14 protein-coding genes are annotated in these 15,311 nt (G+C 71.7%); 7 read left to right on the top strand and 7 right to left on the bottom strand.

The genetic code is table 11. The features are described 5' to 3' along the window. The first annotated feature begins 20 nt into the window (after nucleotides 1-20). Together ACIP4Y_RS15400 and ACIP4Y_RS15395 are read left to right on the top strand one after the other, a co-directional pair. The gene (locus ACIP4Y_RS15400) at nucleotides 21-1,451 is read left to right on the top strand and encodes an ArnT family glycosyltransferase (protein WP_401392918.1); all 1,431 of its coding nucleotides are present in this window, start codon (nucleotides 21-23) and stop codon (nucleotides 1,449-1,451) included. Nucleotides 1,452-1,502: 51 nt separating this feature from the next. After that, nucleotides 1,503-3,929, top strand: a complete 2,427-nt coding sequence (locus ACIP4Y_RS15395; protein WP_401393916.1) for a galactose oxidase-like domain-containing protein — start codon at nucleotides 1,503-1,505, stop codon at nucleotides 3,927-3,929. Here ACIP4Y_RS15395 and ACIP4Y_RS15390 read toward each other — a convergent pair. The 4 genes from ACIP4Y_RS15390 to ACIP4Y_RS15375 all read right to left on the bottom strand — a co-directional run bounded on the left by ACIP4Y_RS15390 (nucleotide 3,916) and on the right by ACIP4Y_RS15375 (nucleotide 6,502). Further along, nucleotides 3,916-4,245, bottom strand: coding sequence for a hypothetical protein (locus tag ACIP4Y_RS15390; RefSeq protein WP_401392915.1), 330 nt, complete (start codon nucleotides 4,243-4,245; stop codon nucleotides 3,916-3,918). The two genes, ACIP4Y_RS15395 and ACIP4Y_RS15390, sit on opposite strands and share 14 nt — an antisense overlap. 48 nt (nucleotides 4,246-4,293) lie before the next feature. Then, the gene (locus ACIP4Y_RS15385; RefSeq protein WP_401392912.1) at nucleotides 4,294-5,016 is read right to left on the bottom strand and encodes a Mut7-C RNAse domain-containing protein; all 723 of its coding nucleotides are present in this window, start codon (nucleotides 5,014-5,016) and stop codon (nucleotides 4,294-4,296) included. A 33-nt stretch (nucleotides 5,017-5,049) separates the two neighbouring features. Continuing rightward, nucleotides 5,050-5,691, bottom strand: a complete 642-nt coding sequence (locus tag ACIP4Y_RS15380; protein ID WP_401392909.1) for a TetR/AcrR family transcriptional regulator — start codon at nucleotides 5,689-5,691, stop codon at nucleotides 5,050-5,052. Between the two features lie 97 nt (nucleotides 5,692-5,788). After that, nucleotides 5,789-6,502: a hemolysin III family protein gene (locus tag ACIP4Y_RS15375; protein ID WP_358643229.1), complete on the bottom strand. Its 714-nt coding sequence runs from the start codon at nucleotides 6,500-6,502 to the stop codon at nucleotides 5,789-5,791. Nucleotides 6,503-6,792: 290 nt separating this feature from the next. Here ACIP4Y_RS15375 and ACIP4Y_RS15370 point away from each other — a divergent pair, with 290 nt between their 5' ends. Both ACIP4Y_RS15370 and ACIP4Y_RS15365 read left to right on the top strand, forming a co-directional pair. Beyond that, nucleotides 6,793-8,616, top strand: a complete 1,824-nt coding sequence (locus ACIP4Y_RS15370) for a phosphoenolpyruvate carboxykinase (GTP) (protein WP_401392906.1) — start codon at nucleotides 6,793-6,795, stop codon at nucleotides 8,614-8,616. A gap of 213 nt (nucleotides 8,617-8,829) precedes the next feature. Continuing rightward, entirely contained in the window at nucleotides 8,830-9,006 is a 177-nt protein-coding gene (locus tag ACIP4Y_RS15365; protein WP_401392903.1) for a hypothetical protein, read from the top strand. A 93-nt stretch (nucleotides 9,007-9,099) separates the two neighbouring features. On the opposite strand, the gene ACIP4Y_RS15360 is transcribed toward ACIP4Y_RS15365, so the two are convergent. Both ACIP4Y_RS15360 and ACIP4Y_RS15355 read right to left on the bottom strand, forming a co-directional pair. After that, nucleotides 9,100-9,510, bottom strand: a complete 411-nt coding sequence (locus ACIP4Y_RS15360; protein ID WP_401392900.1) for a hypothetical protein — start codon at nucleotides 9,508-9,510, stop codon at nucleotides 9,100-9,102. A gap of 87 nt (nucleotides 9,511-9,597) precedes the next feature. Then, nucleotides 9,598-10,809: a pyridoxal phosphate-dependent aminotransferase gene (locus ACIP4Y_RS15355; RefSeq protein WP_358643221.1), complete on the bottom strand. Its 1,212-nt coding sequence runs from the start codon at nucleotides 10,807-10,809 to the stop codon at nucleotides 9,598-9,600. A 126-nt stretch (nucleotides 10,810-10,935) separates the two neighbouring features. Here ACIP4Y_RS15355 and ACIP4Y_RS15350 point away from each other — a divergent pair, with 126 nt between their 5' ends. The 3 genes from ACIP4Y_RS15350 to ACIP4Y_RS15340 all read left to right on the top strand — a co-directional run bounded on the left by ACIP4Y_RS15350 (nucleotide 10,936) and on the right by ACIP4Y_RS15340 (nucleotide 13,687). Continuing rightward, nucleotides 10,936-11,628 carry a hypothetical protein gene (locus ACIP4Y_RS15350; protein WP_401392897.1) on the top strand — a complete coding sequence of 231 codons (693 nt, stop codon included), beginning with the start codon at nucleotides 10,936-10,938 and terminating at the stop codon, nucleotides 11,626-11,628. A gap of 449 nt (nucleotides 11,629-12,077) precedes the next feature. Next, nucleotides 12,078-12,695, top strand: coding sequence for a DUF1707 domain-containing protein (locus tag ACIP4Y_RS15345; RefSeq protein WP_401392894.1), 618 nt, complete (start codon nucleotides 12,078-12,080; stop codon nucleotides 12,693-12,695). A gap of 140 nt (nucleotides 12,696-12,835) precedes the next feature. Further along, nucleotides 12,836-13,687 (top strand): serine protease, encoded by an 852-nt coding sequence (locus tag ACIP4Y_RS15340; RefSeq protein ID WP_401392891.1) that lies wholly within the window; start codon nucleotides 12,836-12,838, stop codon nucleotides 13,685-13,687. Between the two features lie 7 nt (nucleotides 13,688-13,694). On the opposite strand, the gene ACIP4Y_RS15335 is transcribed toward ACIP4Y_RS15340, so the two are convergent. Next, nucleotides 13,695-15,305: an amidohydrolase family protein gene (locus ACIP4Y_RS15335; RefSeq protein ID WP_401392889.1), complete on the bottom strand. Its 1,611-nt coding sequence runs from the start codon at nucleotides 15,303-15,305 to the stop codon at nucleotides 13,695-13,697. Nucleotides 15,306-15,311 lie beyond the last annotated feature (6 nt).

The raw sequence follows: 15,311 nt of genomic DNA, 5'->3' as shown, positions 1-15,311 counted from the left end.
CGGTAATCATCATCGCGCTCGTGGTACGGGCGCGGGGAATCGGGAAATACCCGTTTCCCAACGACGACGAGGGCACCTATCTCGCACAGGCCTGGGCCGTCCGGCACGGGGAGCTCGCGCACTACACCTACTGGTACGACCATCCGCCGCTCGGCTGGATACAACTCTCCAGCGTCTCGTGGGTGTCCAACCTGCTCCTGCCCGACCTGCCCACGTTCGTCCAGGGCCGGATAGCCATGCTCCCGGTGGCCGCCGTGACCTGCGTCCTGGTCTACGCCGTCGGCCGCCGGCTGGGCCTCGCCCGGCCCACCGCGGCGGGCGCCGTCCTGCTCTACGCGCTGTCGCCGCTCGCCGTCGTCCTGCACCGGCAGATCTACCTGGACAACTTCGCCGTCCTGTGGGCGCTGGCCGCGTTCGCCTTCGCCCTCTCGCCGCGCCGCCACCTGTGGCACCACGTCGCGGCCGGCATGTCCTTCGCGCTCGCGGTGCTCTCCAAGGAGACCATCGGTGTGCTGCTGCCGGTGCTGCTGGTGGCGATGTGGCAGGGCAGCCACTCCAGCACCCGCAAGTTCTCCCTGGCCGGCTTCTTCTCCGGCTTCGTGCTGACCGGCCTGTTCTATCCGCTGTACGCCCTGCTCAAGGGCGAGCTGCTGCCCGGCGCCGGCCACGTCTCGCTGCTCGGCACGCTGAAGTTCCAGCTCGGCGGGCGCGCGGGCAGCGGCTCCGCCTTCCAGGCCGGCACCGACGCCCACCAGCTGTTCGCGGACTGGCTCACCCGTGACCCGTACCTGCTGATCGGCGGCGGCGTCGCCGCGCTGTGCGCGCTGCCGGTACGCCGGCTGCGGCCCGTCGCCCTCGGCGTCGTGGTGCTCGCGCTGGTCGCACTCCGGCCCGGCGGCTACCTGCCGCAGATGTACGTCGTGCAGGTGCTGCCGTTCCTCGCGCTGACCCTCGCCGGGCTCGTCCAGGTCCTGATCGAGCGGCTGCCCGGCCGTCCCCGGCTGCGCTCCACCGCCGCCCTCGCCGCGGTCCTCGCCGCCGTGGCGGCCGCCGGACCCGCCTGGTACCACCAGGACCGGCTGGCCACCACCGCCGACGACAACCGCGTCTACCGGGACGCCGCCCGCTGGCTGCGCGAGACGAACACCGGCGACCGCGACAAGGTCCGCCTGGTCACCGACGGCGTGCTCTGGCTGGACGCCGTCGACGCCGGATACCGGCCCGGCACCGGCGTGATCTGGCACTACAAGCTGGACCAGGACCCGGCGGTCACCAAGACCCTGCCGCACGGCTGGAAGGACATCGACTACGTCGTGTCCACACCGGCCCTGCGCGGCGAGCGCGACCACCTGCCCACGCTCCGCGCCCTGTTCGCGCACGGCACCCCGGTCGCCACCTTCGGGGAGGGCGGCGGCCGGATCGACATCCTCCGCATCGGCCGCGCCGGCTGACCCGGAGGACCCGCCACCGAGAGAGGGGGGACCTCTTTGCCGTACACCGTCATGCCGTACCGCCCGCCCAGACCGGCCGGAACCCGGCCTACCCGCACCCGCCTGCTGCTGACCGCCCTGCTGCTGTTCGCCACGGCGGTCGGCCTCGGCCCGCTCGGCGCCCAGCGCGCCACCGCAGCGAGCAACCTGGTGAAGAACCCGGGCCTGGAGGTCCTCGACGGGCCGTCCCGGTTCCCGCAGTGCTTCGAGAAGTCGGGCTGGGGTGACAACGACTTCTCCTTCGCCGTCACCGACGACGCCCACAGCGGCAGCCGCGCCGTCCGCATCCAGCTGACCCGGCGCGCGGACGGCGACCGCAAGACGATGATGCTGGAGAACTCCTGCGCCCCGCAGGTCACTCCGGACCACCAGTACGACCTGTCGTTCTGGTACGAGTCCAGCACGCCGAACGTGGCGTTCACCCTGTTCCGGCACGACACCGCGCAGGGCTGGGTCTACTGGACCGACCTCAAGACCCTGCCCCAGTCCGCCGGCTGGACCCGCACCGAGGTGCGCACCCCGGTCATCCCGCCGAACACCGACCAGATCACCTGGGGCGGTGCCCTGTACGGCGTCGGCACCCTCACCACCGACGACTACGCGATGACCGACGCCACCGTCCCCGCCGACCCGGACCCCTGTACGACGGGCGGCACCGGGCCCGAGTGCCGGGGCACGTGGACCGTGCAGACCGTCGACTCCCCGGTGCGCGCCGTCCACTCGGTGCTGCTGCACACCGGCAAGGTGCTGCTGATCGCCGGCTCCGGCAACGACCGGGACGCGTTCGCCGCGGGCACCTTCAAGACCACCCTGTTCGACCCGGCGACCGGCGGCTACACCGACATCCCGACGCCGACGGACTTCTTCTGCGCCGGGCACGTCCAGCTCCCGGACGGCCGGGTGCTGGTGGTCGGCGGCAACAAGGCCTACGCCTCCCCGGACGGCAGCGTCGGCTACAAGGGCCTGCGGACCAGTTACGTCTTCGACCCCGCCCAGAACAAGTACATCAAGGTCAACGACATGCTGGCCGGGCACTGGTACCCGTCCGCCACCGAGATGGGCAACGGTGACGTCCTCGCGCTCGGCGGCCTCGGCGAGGACTCCGCCGGCACCGTCGTCAACGAGCACTTCTCCTACGCCCAGAACAAGTGGCTGCCGATGGGCGAGGCCAGGCAGGCCTGGTCCTTCTGGGGGCTGTACCCGTCGATGATCCTGCTCCAGGACGGCCGCCTCTTCTACACCGGCAGCCATGTCTTCGGCCCCGGCCTGCCCGGCACCGGTGCCTCCGTCTACGACTACAACGCCGGGACCATCAACGAGGTGCCCGGACTGCGCAGGAAGGACGAGCGCGACGAGTCCATGTCGGTGCTGCTGCCCCCCGCCCAGGACCAGAAGGTGCTCACCATGGGCGGCGGCAACCACACCGTCGCTCCGGACGCCCTCCGGCTGACCGACCTGATCGACATGAAGGCCGCCTCACCCCAGTACGTGCCCGGCCCCGACCTGCCGCAGGGCCACTACGCGAACGGCAGCCCGCAGACCGGCGCCCAGGGCAAGGTCTACGTCTCCGCGGTGATCCTGCCCGACGGCAAGGTCCTGGAGACCGGCGGCGCCCTGCACACGTACCGCGAGGACCCCGTCTTCGAGGCCTCCCTGTACGACCCGGCGACCAACACCTTCCAGGCGGGCCTGGCCACCGACCCGGTGCCGCGGACCTACCACTCCTCGTCCACGCTGCTGCCGGACGGCCGGGTGCTCAGCATCGGCGACAACCCCGGTGATGGCTCCTTCGACCAGCGCGTGTCGGTCTACCAGCCGCCGTACCTGTTCAAGGGCGACCGGCCGCAGATCACCTCGCTCGCGAGCACCCGCTGGACGTACGGCACCGCGCAGCGCATCACCGTCGACAAGCCGGTGGTGAAGGCCTCCCTGATCCGCCCGGCCGCCGTCACCCACTCCACCGACCCCAACCAGCGCTACGTCGACCTGCCGATGACCGTCGACGGCAACACCATCGACCTCAGCCTGACCAGCAACCCCAACCTGGCACCGCCCGGCTGGTACATGCTGTCGGTGGTCGACGCCAACGGCGTGCCGTCGGTGTCGAAGTGGGTCCGCATCGGCTCCGAGGGGCAGGTCGCCGCGGCCCGCGTGCAGTCCTTCGCCGACGAACTCCAGCCGAGCGCCCCCCAGGAGAGCACGCACGAGCACCACCACGGCGTGAAAATGGCCCAGGGCTTCGACGGCTGCGACCACGCCTACGGCCGCATCAACCAGTGCGTGCCGTGGACGTTCCCGAAGATGCCGCGGGCCCAGCGGTGCACCTGGCTGCTCGGCAAGGGTTACGGCCGCCTCCAGGTGCACGGCCGCGACCGGCACCACCTGGACCGCGACAAGGACGGCATCGCGTGCGGGAAGGCAGACGTCAGGCGTAGCTGAGGATCAGCGCGGCCAGCAGCAGCTGGGCGCCCCACTGGACCAGCACGGCCCCGAACCCGGCACCCGTCCACCGGGCTCGGGGCCACACCAGCGCGGCCCCGCCGGCCGCGAGCGAGACCCAGAAACTGCCGTACAGCAGCCAGCCGGGCACCGCGGAGCAGTCCTCGCCGTAGGTGAGGCACCCGCCGGCCCGCTCGCTGGTGAAGGTCACGAGCGTGCAGAAGAACACCATCGGCAGGAGCAGCCCGAGCCCCCACCCCGCTGCCACGCGGGCGCCGTCCCGCACCCGGTCGTCGGTCGTCTGTGCCGTGTTCATACCCCCAGCCAACGCCCTGGGCCGGTCCCCGCGGATCGGCCGGCGTACTCAACCGCTCTGGGTACGCATGCTCAGCGCCCGCTCGACGACCGCTTCCAGCTGATCGTGGTGCGCGCCCTTCCAGTACGCCCGGCCGCAGGCCGTGCACTGGGCGAAGACGTCGTACGACCGCTGGGTGCCGCCCTTGAGCTGGTCGGCGACCTCCTCCTTGGTGGCCTCCTTCAGCACGCCGTTGCAGGCGGTGCAGCGGGTCCAGGGGCGCAGCTCGGGGGCGAAGCGGTCGAGGACGTCGTGGAGCTGGTCGTCGGGGCGGGTGCTGTAGACGAACGCCCCGGCCCACAGTTCCCGGCGGCGCAGCAGGCCCCGGTCCCGGCTGAGCATGACCCGCTTCTCGGCGGCCGAGCGGGCGGCGAGCGCCGGGTCGCCGATGTCCGTCGCCTCGTACGCCGTGTCCACGCCGAGCAGCCGCAGCCGGCGGGCCAGCGTGCCGAGGTGGACGTCGAGGAGGAAGCGGAGGGGCGCGCCGGGCACCCGCTGGGGCCGCTCCACCGGCCGGACGACGACCCGCTCGGCCGCCTCCGGGACGTGCGAGGGCGGGACCGTGCGGCCGTCCACGACCAGCGCGCCGACCTCGGTGAGCGGAACCCCGAGGGACTCGACGACGTGGCCGAGGGACGAGACGCCGTCGGTGACGAGCGTCCGGCGCGGCGCACGCGGGACGAACAGGGCCAGCTCCGGGGCGAACTCGACATGGATCTCGGGACCGTTCACCCGGTCAGGATGTCATGGGAGCGGGCCGCGGCCTCAGGGTTTTCCGGTGGGGAGGCCGTGCTCCAGGACGTCCAGGGCGCGGTCCACCATGGCGCGTAGGTCGTCCTTGAAGCCGTTCTCCGCCCAGGTCATGGTGACCTCCATCAGGCCGCCGACGAGGGCCGTCGCGTAGACGCGCACGTCGAGGCTGTCCGGGGCCAGGCCGGAGCGCTCGGCGAGGGCCACGCGGAGCAGGCGCCCGGTCTCCCACATGCTCTCGACCATCCGGGATCGCACGGCGGGGACCTGGACCGCGAGGTGCGCCCGCACCCGGGCCACCTCGGGGTCCTCCGCCATCATCGCGTCGATGGCCTTGTGCATCACGTACCGCACCGAGTCCATCCACGACTCTCCCGCGGGCCGGGCGCGCAACTCCTCCAACAGCAGCGGGTCGTACTCGTCCGTGAGGACGATGTCCTCCTTGGTCGGGAAGTAGCGGAAGACGGTAGACGGCGACACCTCGGCCCGGTCGGCGATCTGCTCGATCGTCGTGGCGTCGTAGCCCTGCTCCTCGACCAGCGCGTAGGTCGCGGCGCGGATCGCCTCACGGGTCTTGATCTTCTTGCGCTCCCGCAGGCCCAGCCGGGGGCGGTCGGCGGGGGAGAGGGAGGAACGTGCGGCCGTCATGCCGGTCATTGTCCGGCATCCGCCGAGGCAGTGGCCACGGCCGAGGCCTCCTCCCGGGCCCCCGGGTGCGCTGGAAGCCCGGTCACCTCAGACGGGTCGTACGGGGTTACGCGTGCTGGTACGCCACCAGTGAGATGCCGACGTAGTGGACCACGAACGCGGCGAGCGTGAAGGAGTGGAAGACCTCGTGGAAGCCGAACCAGCGCGGGGAGGGGTTCGGGCGCTTGATGCCGTAGATCACGCCGCCGGCGCTGTAGAGCAGGCCGCCGACGACCACCAGGACCAGGACGGCGATGCCGCCCGCGCGCAGGAAGTCGGGCAGGAAGAAGACGGCCGCCCAGCCCATCGCGAGGTAACACGGCGTGTACAGCCAGCGCGGGGCGCCGACCCAGAAGACGCGGAAGACGATGCCCGCCGCCGCGGCGGCCCAGATGCCCCACAGCAGCCACCGGCCCTTGGCGCCGGGCAGGAGCAGCATCGTCAGCGGCGTGTAGGTGCCCGCGATGATCAGGAAGATGTTGGCGTGGTCGAGGCGGCGCAGCACGCCGTCCATCCGCGGGCTCCAGTTGCCGCGGTGGTACAGCGCGCTCACGCCGAACAGGAGACAGGCCGTCAGCGCGTAGATGCTGCAGGCGATGCGGCCTCTGGTCGAGTGGGCGAGGGCGGTGAGCACGAGGCCCGCGACGAGTACGGCCGGAAACATGCCGAGGTGCAGCCAGCCGCGCAGGCGCGGTTTGACCGGGTGCGGCAGGGAGAGCGCGACGGGACCGCGGCCGGCGGCCGGCGTGTCCGTGGGCGCGTCGGGGGCGGACGCAGTCATGGGGGGCATGGTACCGAGACCGCCGTGAGCCGGTCATCAGCGCATGGTCATCCGCGCCTTTCCGCGCCGTCCGGCAAAAAGTCCTTCAGCTGAGCCCAACGTGCACGCAAAAAGTCGTGGAAATCGTGGGATTCCTCACGCCGCTCACCTGTGATGCCCTCTGGACAGATGCGCACTAGACTCGGATGATCAAATGAGTGCGGTCGGCACCGGATGAGCGGGCTACGAAGCATCCGGGTCGCGGCCCCCACGGGGCGGACAAACACAAAATCCCTCACTTAGGAGCAATCGTGGCGCGCGACATCGCGGCTCCCACCGCCGTCCCCACCAACCACCGGGAACTGATCTCGTGGGTCAACGAGATCGCTGAACTGACGCAGCCGGACAGCGTGGTCTGGTGTGACGGCTCCGAGGCCGAGTACGAGCGACTGTGTGAGGAACTGGTCGCCAAGGGAACGTTCAGGAAACTCGACCCGGTCAAGCGCCCGCACTCCTACTACGCCGCCTCCGACCCGACCGACGTCGCGCGCGTCGAGGACCGGACCTTCATCTGCTCCGAGAAGGAGGAGGACGCGGGCCCGACCAACCACTGGAAGGCCCCGGCCGAGATGCGGGAGATCTTCACCGGTGACAAGGGCCTGTTCCGCGGCTCGATGCGGGGCCGCACGATGTACGTGGTCCCGTTCTGCATGGGCCCGCTCGGCTCCCCGCTGTCCGCGCTGGGCGTGGAGATCACGGACTCCGCGTACGTCGCCGTCTCGATGCGCACGATGACGCGCATGGGCCAGGCCGTCCTGGACGAGCTGGGCGACGAGGGCTTCTTCGTCAAGGCCGTCCACACCCTCGGCGCCCCCCTGGAGGAGGGCCAGGAGGACGTTCCGTGGCCGTGCAACTCCACCAAGTACATCTCGCACTTCCCCGAGGACCGCGAGATCTGGTCCTACGGCTCCGGCTACGGCGGCAACGCCCTGCTCGGCAAGAAGTGCTACGCCCTGCGCATCGCCTCCGTCATGGCCCGTGACGAGGGCTGGCTGGCCGAGCACATGCTCATCCTGAAGCTCACCCCGCCGCAGGGCGAGTCCAAGTACGTCGCCGCCGCCTTCCCCTCCGCCTGCGGCAAGACCAACCTCGCCATGCTGGAGCCCACGATCTCCGGCTGGACCGTGGAGACCATCGGCGACGACATCGCCTGGATGCGCTTCGGCGAGGACGGCCGCCTCTACGCGATCAACCCCGAGGCCGGCTTCTTCGGCGTCGCGCCCGGCACCGGTGAGCACACCAACGCCAACGCGATGAAGACCCTGTGGGGCAACGCGGTCTTCACCAACGTCGCGCTCACCGACGACGGCGACGTGTGGTGGGAGGGCATGACCGAGGAGCCCCCGGCCCACCTGACGGACTGGAAGGGCAACGACTGGACGCCGGCGTCCGAGACCCCGGCCGCCCACCCCAACGCCCGGTTCACCGTGCCGGCCTCGCAGTGCCCGATCATCGCGCCCGAGTGGGAGGACCCGAAGGGCGTGCCGATCTCGGCGATCCTCTTCGGCGGCCGGCGCGCCACCGCGGTTCCGCTGGTCACCGAGTCCTTCGACTGGAACCACGGCGTCTTCCTCGGCGCCAACGTCGCCTCCGAGAAGACCGCGGCGGCCGAGGGCAAGGTCGGCGAGCTGCGCCGCGACCCGTTCGCGATGCTGCCGTTCTGTGGCTACAACATGGGCGACTACATGGCCCACTGGGTCGACGTCGCCAAGGACAAGGACCAGTCCAAGCTGCCGAAGATCTACTACGTCAACTGGTTCCGCAAGAACGACGAGGGCAAGTTCGTCTGGCCGGGCTTCGGCGAGAACTCCCGCGTCCTGAAGTGGATCGTGGAGCGGCTGGAGGGCAAGGCCGAGGGCGTCGAGACGCCGATCGGCATCCTGCCGGCCAAGGACGCCCTCGACACCAAGGGTCTCGAACTGTCCGCGTCCGACCTCGACTTCCTGCTCACGGTCGACAAGGAGGTGTGGCGCGAGGAGGCCGCCCTCATCCCCGAGCACCTCGACACCTTCGGTGACCACACCCCGAAGGAGCTGTGGGACCAGTACCGGGCGCTGGTGGAGCGCCTGGGCTGACCGGCCCCGCCGAAGACCCCACGGCCGGCCAGGATGTGCCCTGACCAGCGATCGTCACGACCGGCCGTGGAACAACCCCGAAGGGCCCCGCACAACGGCGTGCGGGGCCCTTCGCATGCCCACTCGGGGATCTCGGCGGGGGAGGGCCGTGTGCCGGCAGTGCCCGTTGGGTACCCGGGGCGCGCCCGGAAGAGGAGAGAGGAGGGATGAGTCATGGCGAACGGTGGTGACTTCTACTCCAGCGATCGGCCGGAGAAACCGGAACTGGAGGAGGACAGGCCCCGTGGCGGCGGACCCGAGGACCGCCCGCGCACCGGTCACCGGCATGTGTGGGTGTGGTGGGTGGTGCTGGCGATCGTGATCCTGATCCTCTTCTTCATGTTCATCTGAGGACCGCTGAGGACCGCTGGGGTGTGTGGCGCCCGGTCCGCGCGTCGCTGCGGGTGCGCGCGGACCGGGGCCGATCGGGGGACCCCGGAGGGGTCAGTGGGTGGCGGTGAGGGGCTCGAGGGCGCTCGTGTGCGCGTCCATGCGTTCGGCCGCGAGGATCGCCGCGGAGGTGTCGGCGCGCGAGGCGGCGACCACGAGCGCGCGGCCGGCGAGGGCGTGCGCGCGACGGTGCAGGGTGGCGGGGTCGCCGGCCGCGGCCGGTGCCGCGCGCAGCGGCGTACGTCCGCCGCGCAGCCGGGCCACCTGCGCCGCGAGGCGTTCCGCCGCCGCGTCGAGGTCGGCGGAGGGGGTCAGGGCGCGCAGCTCGTCGGTGACCGCGAGCAGGGCGGCGAGGTGCCCGGCGAGCTGGATGTCCAGCTCCTCCTCGCGCGACCGGTGCGGGAAGTCCGAGGGGGTGCCGGCCATCGTGCTGTGGACCGACTTGGTGCGGATCGGTTCGTACATGGGATGGCCTCCTGTGCGCTGACAGGAAGCCATCCTAGCTTGGATTTCGTCTAAAGTTGAGTCGGGTCACGGAGTGAGATCCGCCGACTACCGCTGGCTGTATCCGTCCAGGAAGTTCCCGATGCGCGTCACCGCGTCCCGGAGATCCCCGACCGTCGGCAGCGTCACCACCCGGAAGTGGTCCGGCTCCGGCCAGTTGAAGCCCGTGCCCTGGACGACCATGATCTTCTCCTGCCGCAGCAGGTCCAGGACCAGCTGCCGGTCGTCCTTGATCTTGAAGACCTCGGGGTCCAGCCGCGGGAAGAGGTACAGCGCGCCCTTGGGCCGTACGCAGCTCACCCCGGGGATCTGCGTGAGCAGCTCGTACGCCGTGTCCAGCTGCTCCTTCAGCCGCCCGCCCGGCAGCACCAGGTCCTTGATGGACTGGCGCCCGCTGAGTGCGGCGACCACCCCGTGCTGCCCCGGCATGTTGGCGCACAGCCGCATGTTCGCCAGGATCGTCAGGCCCTCGATGTAGGAGTCGGCGTGCGCGCGCGGGCCGGAGATCGACATCCAGCCGACGCGGTAGCCGGCCACCCGGTAGGCCTTCGACATGCCGTTGAACGTCAGCGTCAGCAGGTCCGGGGCGATCGCGGCCGTCGGGGTGTGCGTGGCGCCGTCGTAGAGGATCTTGTCGTAGATCTCGTCCGAGCAGACGAGCAGGTTGTGCCGGCGGGCGATGTCGGTCAGCCCCTTCAGCATCGCCTCGTCGTAGACCGCGCCCGTGGGGTTGTTCGGGTTGATGATGACGATCGCCTTGGTGCGGTCGGTCACCTTGCGCTCGATGTCGGCGAGGTCGGGCATCCAGTCGGACTGCTCGTCGCAGCGGTAGTGCACCGCCGTACCGCCGGAGAGGGAGACGGCCGCCGTCCACAGCGGATAGTCCGGAGCCGGTACGAGGACCTCGTCGCCGTCGTCCAGCAGGCCCTGCATCGCCATCACGATCAGCTCGGAGACGCCGTTGCCGATGAAGACGTGCTCGACGTCCGTCTCGATGCCGATGGTCTGGTTGTGCATCACGACCGCGCGGCGGGCGGCCAGCAGGCCCTTGGCGTCGCCGTAGCCGTGCGCGGTGGAGACGTTGCGGAGGACGTCCTCCAGGATCTCCGGGGGGCACTCGAAGCCGAAGGCGGCCGGGTTGCCGGTGTTGAGCTTGAGGATGCGGTGTCCCGCCGCCTCCAGCCGCATGGCCTCCTCGAGAACCGGGCCCCGGATCTCGTAACAGACGTTGGCGAGCTTGGTCGACTGGATCACCTGCATGTCCGTGAGCTTACGGCTCGGTAACGCCTCATGGGTCGTGTTTTCCGCCACGTGAGACACGGAGATTTGCCCGGATATCGCCGTCGACTGTCTCAGGAGTGTCTTGCGTCCCTACAATCCGCTGGCATGTCCACGGAACGGGAGTACGAGGCGGGGGCGTACGGCATGCACGAAGGGGGCGGCGCGCCCGGGGTGCGGCCGAACGTGTACCACCCGCAGCCGGCTCCGGCCCCCGCGTACGACGGGTACGCCGACCCCGCCGCCGCGCACGGCTGGGAGAACGCCTACGACGCCACGCGCGAACTGACCCCGGTGCCCGCCGGCCCCGCACCGGGCGAGCCCGGCGCGGGGCGGGCCGATCGCCGGCGTGCCGCCCGGCGCTCGGGCGGCCGGCGCCGGGTGGCGGTCGTCGCCGGTGCCCTCGGCGTGGCCGGGACCGTCGCGGTGATCGCCGCCCTGGCCGGCTCGGGCTCCCCGGACGGGTCGCGCCCGGCGGACGGCGGCCGGGTCGCCGGCGGCCCCAGCACCGGCAGCGGTGACCCGGGGACCGGCACCGCGACCACGACCGCGTCGGCCACCGCGGCCGTCGGCTCCGCCCCGGCCTCGCCGTCCCTCGCGTCCGCCCCGCCGTCCAGCGGTACGACCGCCGGCGCCGGCCCGCGTGAGCCGAGCGGCAGCCCGGCGGCCACGACCTCGGCCCCCGCCGAGCCCACGACCTCGCCCACGCCCACGGCGTCGGCGTTCAGCCCGACCGCGTCCGCGTCCGGCAGCCCGCGCGGCCGGGGGCACGGCCACGGCACCACGAAGGGGCCGCGCTGACCGGCCGGCCCGGCCAACGGGCGCGCGTGCGGCATCCGCCGTGCGGAAGCTCCTGCCCTGACCGAACGCCGGCCGGGGCGGCCTGGGGGGTTACGGCTTCGGTTTCCGCCGGGTCCGCGGCCTCGCCCGTGCTCGCGGTGGCGTCGGGTGGCCCGGTCGGCTGCCGCGTGCCGCTGTAGTCGAGGGCTGGCGTGCGAGCGTCGCTGCCCTGGCCGAATGCCGGCCGGGTGGTCCGGGGTCAGGGCTTCGGTTTCCGCCGGGTCCGCGGCCTCGCCCGTGCTCGCGGTGGCGTCGGGTGGCCCGGTCGGCTGCCGCGTGTGCCGCTGTAGTTGACGGGCTGGTGTGCGAGAGTTGCTGCTCGCCCGTGCCCGCGGTGGCGTCGGACAGCTCGGTCAACCGCCGTGCGTGCCGCTGTAGTTGAGGGGGTCTGGCGTGCGAGGGTTGCCGCCATGACCGAACAGACCCGAACCCCTCGTCCCGGCCGGCAGGCGACCCCTGCCGCCGGCCCCGGCCAGGACGTGCTCGCCTCCGAGGAGGACCGGGAGCGGGTCGTCGAGCGCGTGTGGGCCGCCGTGGCCGACGGCCGCCTGCCGCTGGACGAGCTGGACGGCCGGCTCACCCGGGTCTACGACGCCAAGACACTCGGCGAGTTGTGGGCCTCGGCGCAGGGTCTGCCCGAACCCGGCCCCAGGGACCGGCTGGTGGTGGACCATGCGCCCACCTCCCGTCTGGCGCTGGGCCTGTTCGGGGGGTTCCGGCGGGACGGCGCGTGGGTGGTGCCGCCCCGGTTCACCGCCTGGTCGATGTGGGGCGGCGGCCGGCTCGACCTGACCGAGGCCCGTTTCGCCGCCCAGGAGACGGTGATCCGGGCCGTGGCGCTGTGGGGCGGCACCGGGATCGTCGTGCCGGACGACATCGACGTCGAGGTCAGGGGGTTAGGCCTGTTCGGCGTGTTCGGCAGGCGCGGGGCACGCCGGACCGGGCGGCCGGGTACGCCGCGCGTCGTCGTGCAGGGGATCGCGCTGTTCGGCGCCGTCGTCGTCAAGTCGAAGCAGAAGATGCCGTAACTCCGCTCGGCACAGGGAAACCCCTATGACCTGACGCGACTCCTTGTCCCCACCCCTCCGCGCTGTCGACAATGCGCATGACAACCCAACGGGCGACCGGAGGCACTCCGGTCGCCCAAGTCGTAAGAGGGGACCCCCACATGAAGAAGCCTCTCGTCGCCGCGCTCTCCTCCCTGGCCCTGGCCGGGCTGGGCGCGACCCCGGCGATAGCCGCCCCGCACACCACCGCCCCGCACGCGGCCGCCAAGGCCGTCAAGGCGACCGTCGACTTCGCCGGCACCGTCTCGCTCAGCAACTGCTCCGGCTCCGTCATCCGCTTCCCCAACTCGGCCGCCACCGACCCGGCGCTCGTGCTGACCAACGGCCACTGCCTGGAGACCGGCATGCCGGGACCCGGCGAGGTCATCACCGGCCAGTCCTCCAGCCGTAGCTTCGGCCTGCTGAACTCCGCCGGCAGCAGGATCGGCACCCTCCGCGCCAACCAGGTCGTCTACTCGACCATGACGGACACGGACGTCACGATCTACCGCACCACCACCACGTACGCGGCGATCAAGAACTCGTACGGCATCAGCCCGCTCACCGTGCAGGACACGCACCCGGTCGCTGGCACCGCCATCAAGGTGGTCTCCGGCTACTGGAAGCGCATCTACAGCTGCAACATCGACGGCTTCGTGTACCGGCTGAAGGAGGGCGACTGGACCTTCAAGGACTCGGTCCGCTACACCTCCGCCTGCAACACCATCGGCGGCACCTCCGGCTCCCCGGTCATCGACACCGCCACGGGCAAGGTCGTCGCCGTCAACAACACAGGCAACGAGGACGGCGAGCGGTGCACGGTGAACAACCCGTGCGAGGTCGACGCGAACGGCAACGTCACCGTCCGTCAGGGCATCAACTACGCCCAGGAGATCTACAACATCCCGGCCTGCTTCACCACCGGCAACAAGCTCAACCTGAGCGCCGCCGGCTGCACCCTGCCCAAGCCGTAAACGCGGTTCACAACGGCGTACGGCGGACGGACCGGCCCGGGAGGGCGTCCGTCCGCCGGCCGTCCTCGATGACGAACCGGCCGTCGACCAGCACGTACGGGATACCGGTCGGCAGCCGGCGCGGCTCGGCGAAACCGGCGCCGGGCGCGACCGTCTGCGGGTCGAACAGGACCAGGTCGGCCCGGTAGCCCTCGCGCACCAGCCCGCGGTCCGGCAGCCGCAGCCGCGCCGCGGGCCGCGAGGTGAGGTGGGCGACGCACTCCTCCAGCGTCAGCACCCCCAACTCCCGTACGTAGTGACCGAGATAGCGCGGGAAGGTGCCGTAGGCCCGCGGGTGCGGCTTGCTGCCCTGAAGGATGCCGTCGGAACCGCCGGTGTGCGCGCGGTGCCGCATGATCGCGCGGACGTTCTCCTCGTGGCCGACGTGCTGGAGGACCGTCGTACCGAGCCGGTCCGCGAGCAGCAGCCGGCGGGCCGTGGCCCAGGGCGTCTCGCCGTACGCGCCGGCCGCCTCCCGGACGGTACGGCCCACCAGGCCGGCCAGGGCCGGGTCGGTGACGCCGGAGATCTCGACCGTCTCCCACTCCACCGGCACGCCGTGGCAGCCGTCCGAGCCGGTGACCTCCAGGTCGTACCGGATCCGCTCGGCCGTCGCCGGGTCGGCGAGCCGGGCCAGGATCTCCTCCGGGCCGCCCTCGCTCGCCCAGCTCGGCAGCAGCGCGGCGAGGGTGGTGCAGCCGGGGGTGTAGGGATAGGTGTCCAGGGTGATGTCCGCGCCCGCGTCCAGGGCCCGGTCGAGCAGCGCGAGCAGCTCCGGCGCCCGCCCCTCGTTCACGCCGAAGTTCATCGTCGCGTGCGCCAGATGGAGCGCGCAGCCCGCCTCCCGGGTCAGGGCGACCATCTCGGCGTAGGCCTCCAGGGCGCCGGCACCGTAGGAGCGGTGGTGCGGGCAGTAGTAGCCGCCGTAGGACGCCACCACCCGGCACAGCTCGGTCAGCTCGGCGTCCCCGGCGTACATGCCGGGCGTGTACGTCAGCCCGGACGACAGCCCGACCGCACCCTGCTCCAGCCCCTCGGCCACCAACCGCCGCATGCGGCGCAGCTCCTCGGGGGTGGCCTCGCGGTCCTCCCAGCCGACCACGAGCGCCCGGACCGTACCCTGCGGGATCAGGTAGGCGGCGTTCACCGCGATCCCGCGGTCGAGCCGGTCGAGGTACTCGCCGACGGTCCGCCAGTCGAAGTCGACGTCGTCGCCGTACCCGTTCCAGCCGGTGATCGCCCGGCGCACCTCCTCCAGCGTGCGGTCGTCCACCGGCGCGTACGACAGCCCGTCCTGCCCGAGGACCTCCAGCGTGACCCCCTGCGCGGCCTTCGCGCTGTGGTCGGGATCGCGCAGCAGGGCCAGGTCGGAGTGGGCGTGCATGTCGATGAAACCGGGGGAGAGGACCAGGCCCTCGGCGTCGATCTCCCGTACCGCACGCGGCCGTTGGCAGCCGGCCGCGGCGGCCTCCTTGACGACGGTGACGATCCGCCCGCCGTCGACCACCACATCGGCGCGGTACGACGGTTCGCCGCTGCCGTCGACGACGTCGGCGTCCCGGATGACCAGGTCCTCCACGCGGGC

This window comes from Streptomyces sp. NPDC088810 (assembly GCF_044750305.1).
Taxonomy (GTDB): domain Bacteria; phylum Actinomycetota; class Actinomycetes; order Streptomycetales; family Streptomycetaceae; genus Streptomyces.
The sequence above is the reverse complement of the archived record's forward strand: the minus strand, read 5'-3'. Positions and strand labels throughout refer to the sequence as shown.

Coding starts and splice junctions, on each gene's coding strand:
- ACIP4Y_RS15395 (WP_401393916.1), top strand. CDS start 1,503: ATGCCGTACCGCCCGCCCAGACCGGCCGGAACCCGGCCTACCCGCACC.
- ACIP4Y_RS15390 (WP_401392915.1), bottom strand. CDS start 4,245: ATGAACACGGCACAGACGACCGACGACCGGGTGCGGGACGGCGCCCGC.
- ACIP4Y_RS15380 (WP_401392909.1), bottom strand. CDS start 5,691: ATGACCGGCATGACGGCCGCACGTTCCTCCCTCTCCCCCGCCGACCGC.
- ACIP4Y_RS15375 (WP_358643229.1), bottom strand. CDS start 6,502: ATGACTGCGTCCGCCCCCGACGCGCCCACGGACACGCCGGCCGCCGGC.
- ACIP4Y_RS15365 (WP_401392903.1), top strand. CDS start 8,830: ATGGCGAACGGTGGTGACTTCTACTCCAGCGATCGGCCGGAGAAACCG.
- ACIP4Y_RS15360 (WP_401392900.1), bottom strand. CDS start 9,510: ATGTACGAACCGATCCGCACCAAGTCGGTCCACAGCACGATGGCCGGC.
- ACIP4Y_RS15355 (WP_358643221.1), bottom strand. CDS start 10,809: ATGCAGGTGATCCAGTCGACCAAGCTCGCCAACGTCTGTTACGAGATC.
- ACIP4Y_RS15350 (WP_401392897.1), top strand. CDS start 10,936: ATGTCCACGGAACGGGAGTACGAGGCGGGGGCGTACGGCATGCACGAA.
- ACIP4Y_RS15345 (WP_401392894.1), top strand. CDS start 12,078: ATGACCGAACAGACCCGAACCCCTCGTCCCGGCCGGCAGGCGACCCCT.
- ACIP4Y_RS15340 (WP_401392891.1), top strand. CDS start 12,836: ATGAAGAAGCCTCTCGTCGCCGCGCTCTCCTCCCTGGCCCTGGCCGGG.